A 7359-nucleotide genomic window follows, 5' to 3' on the forward strand; every position below is an offset into this window, starting at 1 on the left:
CGAAAGACAAATCGGTTGCCGTTTGTTGTTTCAAAATTGTTAACAATTTTGTAAAATACGGGCGGATAGAACGACCCGGTGGACGACGGGTATAAATTAAGAGGTCATGATGAGCACTGAAATCAAAACTCAGGTCGTGGTACTTGGGGCAGGCCCTGCAGGTTACTCTGCTGCCTTCCGTTGCGCAGATTTAGGTCTGGAGACCGTCATCGTAGAACGTTACAGCACCCTCGGTGGTGTTTGTCTGAACGTCGGCTGTATCCCTTCTAAAGCGTTGCTGCACGTAGCGAAAGTTATCGAAGAAGCCAAAGCGCTGGCTGAACACGGTATCGTTTTTGGCGAGCCGAAAACCGATATCGACAAGATTCGTACCTGGAAAGAAAAAGTTATCACTCAACTGACCGGCGGTCTGGCGGGTATGGCCAAAGGCCGTAAAGTGAAAGTGGTGAACGGTCTGGGTAAATTTACCGGGGCGAACACCCTGGAAGTTGAAGGTGAAAACGGCAAAACCGTGATCAACTTTGACAACGCGATCATCGCGGCGGGTTCCCGTCCGATCGAACTGCCATTCATTCCGCATGAAGATCCGCGCGTGTGGGATTCCACCGATGCACTGGAACTGAAAACTGTTCCTAAGCGCCTGCTGGTAATGGGCGGCGGTATCATCGGTCTGGAAATGGGTACCGTGTACCATGCGCTGGGTTCAGAGATCGACGTGGTTGAAATGTTCGACCAGGTTATCCCGGCTGCCGATAAAGACGTGGTTAAAGTCTTTACCAAACGCATCAGCAAGAAATTCAACCTGATGCTGGAAACCAAAGTAACCGCCGTTGAAGCGAAAGAAGACGGTATCTACGTTTCTATGGAAGGCAAAAAAGCGCCAGCTGAAGCTCAGCGTTACGATGCAGTGCTGGTGGCTATCGGTCGTGTACCGAACGGCAAAAACCTCGACGCGGGCAAAGCTGGCGTTGAAGTTGATGACCGTGGCTTCATCCGCGTTGACAAACAGCTGCGTACCAACGTGCCGCACATCTTTGCTATCGGCGATATCGTCGGTCAGCCGATGCTGGCGCACAAAGGTGTTCACGAAGGTCACGTTGCCGCTGAAGTTATCGCCGGTAAGAAACACTACTTCGATCCGAAAGTTATCCCATCCATCGCATACACTGAACCAGAAGTTGCATGGGTTGGCCTGACTGAGAAAGAAGCGAAAGAGAAAGGCATCAGCTACGAAACCGCCACCTTCCCGTGGGCTGCTTCTGGTCGTGCTATCGCTTCCGACTGCGCAGACGGTATGACTAAACTGATTTTCGACAAAGAATCTCACCGTGTTATCGGTGGTGCGATTGTCGGTACCAACGGCGGTGAGCTGCTGGGTGAAATCGGTCTGGCGATCGAAATGGGTTGTGATGCTGAAGACATCGCGCTGACCATCCACGCGCACCCGACTCTGCACGAGTCTGTGGGCCTGGCGGCAGAAGTGTTCGAAGGTAGCATCACCGACCTGCCAAACCCGAAAGCGAAGAAAAAGTAATCTTCCCGCTTTTGTGAAAACGCCTCTTCGGAGGCGTTTTTTTTGCCTGAAAGCTACCAGTTCTGGTAACGTTGCCGCACTGCGCCAGGGCACGTCCGGTATCAAGCTGCAAACCAGCAGCGCGCAGGGCGATCGCGCGAAATACCAGACCCGCGTCGTGTCTAATGCCAACAAAGTGAACCTGAAGTTCGAAGAAGCGAAACCGGTTCTGGAAGCGCAGCTGGCGAAATCCGTCGCTAACATCCTGTAATCTCTCGTGAGTTGGCCGGAAGGGCTTCGCTTCCCCGGTCAACTCACTATTTGACTGACATTCAGGGCGCTACGGGCTGCCAGTTTTTATCCAGATGATATGCGGTTAACGCCTCGGCTTTCTGCTGTGCATCAGCGCCGAGATCGGCCTGATAGACTTTATCATCACCGTTAATCATAAAACTCATAACACCAGTGTGATCGTAGCTGACGGGCCAGGCAACCATCGCAAAGCCGCTGGTTTTATCGGGAAGGATACGGAAACGATAGCCGTGATAGCCCGTGCCAGGCTCCTGCGGACTAAAGGCCGGGCCAAGCGGGCTTGGCGCTTCGCCGGGCGAAACAGGCCAGTACAGACCATCTTTTTTCCCTTCAGAACTGACAATCTTTTGCGCGTATTTTTGGTTCATCGCAAAGTAGCTTTGCTGAGCATCTACATAGGCGTGTAATGCTTCAATAGCCGCAAGTTCGTTGCGCCCAATCTCACGGGTCAGGATCTCTTCAGCCGCTTCCTTGATATCAAATTGCCAGCCGGAAGCGGTTTTAACAACCGGGATCGGCAGTTGCCAGTCGCTGTCCCCGACCACCAGGTGTGCGGTATTGCCGTCGATGACGGTATTATGGCGGACCTTCCAGTCGCGTAGGAAGCGATCAACCGCATCAGGATCGACGCCTTCCGGTGGCAGAAACTCGCGCCAGTTTTCCCCGAGTAGGTTGTTCATCGCGCTTTCATTCTGCTCGCTTATCGCGGTTGCCAGGGCATCGGTCGCCTGGTCTGGTGTGCTGAAGGATTGCTGTGCCATCGCGGTGGTCGAAACCATGAATAACACCATTCCACTGAGTAGTTTATTTTTCATGTCGGTTCCCTTAACGATGACGGAATTCACGGTGTTCAGCACGGTCGCCGGATAGCTGGCGAGATGGCTGGTTGCGGGCGACCTGCCTGCTTTGAGCCCCTCGCTGCTGCTGCGCCTGCCAACTGGCGGAGCGACTGTCGTTGCCGCTCAGCGCATTGGCCCGCGGTTGGCTGGTCCGTTGTTGAAGATTGCGCTGCTGCACGTTGCGTTGCTGCGCTGGTTGCGTGACCCGTTTCTCTTGTCGCTGAGTGGCGGCCTGGCGATGTTCATGTTGCTGAGCGTTTGCCCGTTTTGCCGTTTGCGGTTTGGTATCGTAACCACGGTAGTTATTACGCTGGGAAATTTGCTTTAGTTGTTGGCTGGATGCCTGACGCTGGGCGTCTTTCGTTCCCGTACGCGCCGTCTGGGGGAAGGTTTTCCCCGTTGATTTTTCCATCTGGCTCAACGCGGCCTGACGCTGGCTATCACGGTTGACCGGTCTTTGCTGGGTTGAGCTTAGGCCCGTAGCCGTGTTAGTGGAGTGGAAGCGGTTATTGAGCTGGCTATTAGGGTACGGCACCCCTTCGCGATAGGCCGGGTTGTGCTGCCAGGTACGGTTGGCATCCGTCAGACGCTGTCCACTGATTTTATTGAAGTTATCAACGTTGATATTGATGTTGTTATCACCGTTGCGGTTATAGCCGCCATGGTTATCCCAGTCATCGTTATGATGGTGATCCCAGTCATCGTCGTCATCCCAGTCAATATTGCTGAAGATGGCATAAGTTGTGGCGACGCCGAGGCTGAAGCCTAAACCGTTAACGAAGCTGTTGCCAAACTGCTCGCCGGGCGTTGGGGGTAGATAGGTTGGCGGATAGGCGGTGTTCGGCCAGGTACCGTAAACCGTATTTGGGTTATAGGTGGGAACGTAAACTACCTGCGGGTCGGCGGATTCAATTTTGATTACCGTTGGGCTTGCTGAGGCGGCGGTCGTGGCTGTTGTGGTCGTTGACTCGCTGGTAACGGTTTTAGCCGGAGCTGCTTTGGCCACGGTGGTAACGGTCTGCTGCGGTGTTGATTGCAATGCTCCGGTCTGTTGCGCCAGCGCACGCAGGCGTTGAACGGAATCCATAACCTCTTTCGGCTGCGCAAGGAATGCATCGCCCAGGCTCTGTACCCACGGCGGATTTTCACCCATCAGCGACATCAGCTGCGGAAACGCCACCAGCGATTTCACGCTGGGATCCCAGGGTTGGCTGGCAACGGCCTGAATGGCGGTATCACCCTGCATTTTGGGATTGTCTTTTGACCACTGCGCGGCCTGGATGACGTTGGCCGGGTAGGTTGAGGCCATCAAAATTTGCGACAGCAGTGAATCCGGATAGAGCGCGATAGGCGCAACCCACTGATCGATTTGTGCCGATGTGTACGTAGGGGCTGCGGTGGGCGCTGGTTGATCGGCCGGGGCAGGGGCCGCTACGGGAGCTGGAGCCGGTGCGGACGGTTGCTGTGCGACGGGGGCTGGAGCTGCTGGCTCCGTTGCGCGACTTTTAACGAACATCACGCCAGAGGCGGCAAATAGCCCGGCACTGCACAGAAGGACAAGCAGATGTGGCTTAAAGGGCAACTTCATAAAATGACTCCAACGAGACAAGCGCTGTGCCGTGAGGCGTTCTGTTGCCGCGAGTATTATTCACCCGTGTTAGATAGTTTTGACTTTTATTGGGGATTCACCCGGCAGGTCCGGAAAAAGAGTGTGAAGATTTATTACACAATTATATCTGATGGCTGAAAAATCGCTGGAATATTCAGCATGTCGCGCTTGAAAATCAACCGTTTCACATCGTTTTTAGGGAGCCTAAATTACGCCCCGCCTTGTCGCTACACCATTCTTAACGATTCAGCCAATTTTTTATGTTGCTTTTTTGTAAACGGATTAACACTTAATGAAAATCCTGTTATTGTGCCTTACGCGGTACCGGGCATTTACCCTACTAACTACTGTCTCACAGGAGCGTGAAGAGAATCGCCCATCTACAAAAGCGCCGCATTATGACAATGAGAGCGAGGAGATATCGTCGTGCTAGAAGAATACCGTAAGCACGTAGCTGAGCGTGCTGCCCAGGGGATTGTGCCAAAACCGTTAGACGCAACCCAAATGGCCGCACTTGTCGAGCTGCTGAAGACCCCGCCTGTGGGCGAAGAAGAATTCCTGTTAGACCTGTTGATCAACCGCGTTCCTCCTGGCGTAGATGAAGCCGCTTATGTTAAAGCGGGTTTTCTCGCTGCCGTCGCGAAAGGCGACACCACCTCCCCGCTGGTGACGCCAGAAAAAGCCATTGAACTGCTGGGCACCATGCAGGGTGGTTACAACATTCATCCGCTGATCGACGCGCTTGACGACGCAAAACTGGCGCCGATTGCCGCCAAAGCGCTCTCCTCAACGCTGCTGATGTTCGATAACTTCTACGATGTAGAAGAAAAAGCCAAAGCGGGCAACGAATATGCGAAGCAGGTAATGCAGTCCTGGGCCGATGCCGAATGGTTCCTGAACCGTCCAGCTCTGGCTGAAAAAATCACCGTTACCGTGTTTAAAGTGACGGGTGAAACCAACACCGATGACCTCTCTCCGGCACCGGACGCATGGTCTCGCCCGGATATCCCTCTGCACGCGCTGGCGATGCTGAAAAACGCCCGTGAAGGTATCGAACCGGACCAGCCGGGTGCGGTAGGTCCGATCAAACAGATTGAAGAACTGCAGAAAAAAGGCTACCCGCTGGCTTATGTGGGTGACGTTGTTGGTACCGGCTCTTCGCGTAAATCTGCAACCAACTCCGTACTGTGGTTCATGGGCGATGATATCCCTCATGTACCGAACAAGCGCGGCGGCGGTCTGTGTCTCGGCGGCAAAATTGCACCGATCTTCTTCAATACCATGGAAGATGCGGGCGCACTGCCAATCGAAGTGGACGTTTCGAACATGAACATGGGCGACGTGATTGACGTTTACCCGTTCAAAGGAGAAGTGCGTAACCACGAAACCGGCGAATTGCTGGCAAGCTTTGAGCTGAAAACTGATGTGCTGATCGACGAAGTGCGCGCTGGTGGCCGTATTCCGCTGATCATCGGTCGTGGTCTGACCACCAAAGCGCGCGAAGCGCTGGGACTGCCGCACAGCGACGTATTCCGTCAGGCGAAAGACGTGGCGGAAAGCAGCCGCGGCTTCTCTCTGGCGCAGAAAATGGTGGGCCGCGCCTGCGGTGTGAAAGGTATCCGTCCGGGCGCGTACTGCGAACCGAAGATGACCTCTGTGGGTTCTCAGGATACCACCGGCCCGATGACCCGTGATGAACTGAAAGACCTGGCGTGCCTAGGCTTCTCTGCTGACCTGGTGATGCAGTCCTTCTGTCACACTGCCGCGTATCCGAAGCCGGTTGACGTGACCACGCACCACACTCTGCCGGACTTCATCATGAACCGTGGCGGCGTGTCGCTGCGTCCGGGCGATGGCGTAATCCACTCTTGGCTGAACCGCATGCTGTTGCCGGATACCGTCGGCACCGGCGGTGACTCCCATACTCGTTTCCCGATTGGCATCTCCTTCCCGGCGGGTTCTGGCCTGGTGGCGTTTGCTGCTGCGACCGGCGTGATGCCGCTGGATATGCCGGAATCCGTTCTGGTGCGTTTCAAAGGCAAAATGCAGCCGGGGATTACCCTGCGCGATCTGGTACACGCCATTCCGCTGTACGCGATCAAACAGGGTCTGCTGACCGTTGAGAAGAAAGGTAAGAAAAACATCTTCTCTGGCCGCATCCTCGAAATCGAAGGTCTGCCGGATCTGAAAGTGGAGCAGGCGTTCGAACTGACCGATGCCTCCGCTGAACGTTCCGCTGCCGGTTGTACCATCAAACTGAACAAAGAGCCGATCGTTGAGTATCTGAACTCTAACATCGTTCTGCTGAAGTGGATGATCGCTGAAGGTTACGGCGATCGCCGTACGCTGGAGCGTCGTGTGCAGGGGATGGAAAAATGGCTGGCGGATCCGCAATTGCTGGAAGCCGACGCTGACGCAGAATACGCGGCGGTGATCGACATCGATCTGGCGGATATCAAAGAGCCAATCCTGTGTGCACCGAACGATCCGGACGACGCGCGTCTGCTGTCTGACGTGCAGGGCGAGAAGATCGATGAAGTCTTCATCGGTTCCTGCATGACCAACATCGGCCACTTCCGTGCGGCGGGTAAACTGCTGGATGCACACAAAGGCCAGTTGCCGACGCGTCTGTGGGTGGCTCCGCCAACCCGTATGGATGCGGCGCAGCTGACCGAAGAAGGCTACTACAGCGTGTTTGGTAAGAGCGGTGCGCGTATTGAGATCCCTGGCTGTTCGCTGTGCATGGGTAACCAGGCGCGTGTGGCTGACGGCGCAACGGTGGTTTCGACCTCTACCCGTAACTTCCCGAACCGTTTAGGTACCGGGGCGAACGTCTACTTGGCTTCTGCGGAGCTGGCGGCGGTTGCGGCGCTGATTGGCAAACTGCCGACGGCGGAAGAGTATCAGACCTATGTGGCGCAGGTTGATAAGACGGCGGTGGATACTTACCGTTATCTGAACTTCGACCAGTTGTCTCAGTATACTGAGAAAGCCGATGGTGTGATTTTCCAGACCGCGGTGTAATACGCTAACGCGATTTGTGTAAAAACGCATCAATGCCCGGAGAAGTCTGCTTCTCCGGGCAT

The 7359-nt window shown here is 54.8% G+C and carries 4 protein-coding genes and 1 pseudogene; 3 read left to right on the forward strand and 2 right to left on the reverse strand.

Translation table 11 applies throughout. The features are described from left to right. Positions 1-109 precede the first annotated feature (109 nt). Positions 110-1534 (forward strand): dihydrolipoyl dehydrogenase, encoded by a 1425-nt coding sequence (gene lpdA, locus FDW87_RS08065; RefSeq protein ID WP_003018686.1) that lies wholly within the window; start codon positions 110-112, stop codon positions 1532-1534. Between the two features lie 58 nt (positions 1535-1592). Beyond that, a pseudogene (gene traT / locus FDW87_RS08070) lies at positions 1593-1784 on the forward strand (complement resistance protein TraT); the annotation flags it as partial. Between the two features lie 61 nt (positions 1785-1845). Here the strand turns inward: traT and FDW87_RS08075 are convergent. After that, on the reverse strand, positions 1846-2640 hold the full coding sequence (locus tag FDW87_RS08075; RefSeq protein ID WP_016155703.1) for a DUF2950 family protein: 795 nt from the start codon (positions 2638-2640) through the stop codon (positions 1846-1848). Between the two features lie 10 nt (positions 2641-2650). Next, positions 2651-4252: a DUF3300 domain-containing protein gene (locus FDW87_RS08080; RefSeq protein ID WP_049269192.1), complete on the reverse strand. Its 1602-nt coding sequence runs from the start codon at positions 4250-4252 to the stop codon at positions 2651-2653. Between the two features lie 447 nt (positions 4253-4699). Between FDW87_RS08080 and acnB the strand changes: the two genes are divergently transcribed. Continuing rightward, positions 4700-7297 (forward strand): bifunctional aconitate hydratase 2/2-methylisocitrate dehydratase, encoded by a 2598-nt coding sequence (acnB, locus tag FDW87_RS08085; RefSeq protein WP_016151723.1) that lies wholly within the window; start codon positions 4700-4702, stop codon positions 7295-7297. Positions 7298-7359: the final 62 nt, after the last annotated feature.

It is taken from the genome of Citrobacter sp. wls826 (assembly GCF_005281245.1).
GTDB classification, from domain to species: Bacteria; Pseudomonadota; Gammaproteobacteria; order Enterobacterales; family Enterobacteriaceae; genus Citrobacter; species Citrobacter braakii.

Excerpts from the sequence above, each read along its gene's own strand:
- lpdA (WP_003018686.1), top strand. The coding sequence starts at position 110 with ATGAGCACTGAAATCAAAACTCAGGTCGTGGTACTTGGGGCAGGCCCT.
- FDW87_RS08075 (WP_016155703.1), bottom strand. The coding sequence starts at position 2,640 with ATGAAAAATAAACTACTCAGTGGAATGGTGTTATTCATGGTTTCGACC.
- FDW87_RS08080 (WP_049269192.1), bottom strand. The coding sequence starts at position 4,252 with ATGAAGTTGCCCTTTAAGCCACATCTGCTTGTCCTTCTGTGCAGTGCC.